Genomic DNA, 1,604 nt, shown 5'->3' with positions numbered 1-1,604 from the left:
CCGGCGACGCTGCCGGTCAGCCGCGAGACCGGCCCGGTGGTGCCGGCCACGGTGAAGGGGGTGCCGTTGTATTGCGCGTCGATCGCCAGCTGCAGCGGCGCGTCGAGCGAGGCGGCGCGGCCGGTGAAGCGGGCGATGTGCAGGACGGTGGGCTGCGGCGTCGCCAGCGCGGCGGGCTGGCCGGCGTTGAGCGGGACCAGCGCCATCGGCGGGTGGTAGGTGATCGTGCCGTTCTCGATCGAGACCGATTGCAGGGCGACGCCGGCCGCCGGGCCGGATGCGGACCCGGTGCCTGACCCGGTGCCGGCGGGTGCCGGGGCGCCCTGGCCGATCAGCCAGTCGGGCGTGCCGGTCGGCCCGTATTCGAGGTTGATCACCGGATCGACCAGCACGAGATCGAGGATGTTGAGCTGGTGGCGCAGCAGCGGCAGCAGCGCGACCTTCGCCTCGATCCGCCGCAGGGTGGCGAGATTGGTGTTCTGGTAGCCGGGCGGATTGGCGATGGTGATGCCGGTGGCCGAGATCGTCGGCACCAGCGAGAGGCTCATGCGCAGCCGCCCGTCGATGCTGACGGGCCGGTGCAGCGCCCGTTCCGCCGCGGCGATCACCTGCGGCTTGTAGCTGTTGGGATCGAAGCTCGCGAGGAATAGGCCGATGACCGCGAGCGGTGCCAGAATGACGATCGCGACAACGATGACCGCGATGCGCCGGAAGGTCCGTCTTGCCTGCATGATCAACCCCTTACGCCAAAACCGCGATCGTTGCGAGGGCGGCGGCGCGGGATTGCGCTGAATTCAGAACCCGAACATGTGATCGAACGAAAACGCGCCATGCCCGAGGCCGGCGCCGTCGTGCTTGCCGTGATAGCCGAACAGCCGGCAGGTCGCGTCGCGGATGATGACATAGCCGCCGGCGGCGCGCGCCAGCACCTCGGCGCCGAAGATCCGCCAGGGCTCGACGATGGCCGAACCCGAGCAGGCGATGGCCAGTTTCTGCTCGGCCAGCACGCGGCTCTCGGCGTCGTGCAGCATCAGCACGGTGGCCGAGTGCGGATGCCAGGCGGCGGAGGCGGGGTAGGTCAGCACGCAGAAGCTCGGCCGCGTCGCGCTGCCGAGATCGAGGAACAGCCGGGTCGACAGGCCGGGCGGCGGGCCGGAATAGGATTGCGGCTCGCCCTTCCAGGTCATCAGCGTGTTGAACACGTGCGCGCCGAAGCTGGTTTCGGCGGCGTGCGAGCCGTCCCGCGCCTCGTAGCGGAACAGGCCGTGCAGCCATCCATCCGCCTCGCCACCCCCGGCGAAGTCGTAGACCAGCTCGCCATGCCCGCCCTCCGGCAGCGCGCCCTCCGGCAGCACCTCGTCGAGATCGATGGCGCAGGCATGGTCGCGCGGGAGCGTGCCGGGCCGGTGCTCGGCCACCTTGCGTCCGTCCGGCGCGAAGACGTCGAGCCGGAGCGGAAGGTCAGCCTGGGTGTGGGCCATCGGCGTCGGCAGCGCGACCGAGCGGAACCGCTCCCGCGGCAGGATCGGGAAGGGGAGCAGAAAACCGCGGCCGAGCAGCGGCGAGAGGCTGCGGATCGCCGGATCGGGGCGGAGGTCGGCGCG

Annotated in this window: 1 protein-coding gene and 1 pseudogene; both read right to left on the bottom strand. The window is 71.1% G+C overall.

What is annotated here, in order from left to right; translation table 11 throughout:
- Positions 1 to 731, bottom strand: a 731-nt coding sequence (locus APM_RS09275; protein WP_007423107.1) for an AsmA family protein, incomplete at its 3' end; no start/stop codon positions are given.
- Positions 732 to 794: 63 nt separating this feature from the next.
- Positions 795 to 1,604 (bottom strand): annotated as a pseudogene (locus APM_RS09270) (hypothetical protein); the annotation flags it as partial.

It is taken from the genome of Acidiphilium sp. PM (assembly GCF_000219295.1).
Classification (GTDB): Bacteria; Pseudomonadota; Alphaproteobacteria; order Acetobacterales; family Acetobacteraceae; genus Acidiphilium; species Acidiphilium multivorum.
The sequence above is the reverse complement of the archived record's forward strand: the minus strand, read 5'-3'. Positions and strand labels throughout refer to the sequence as shown.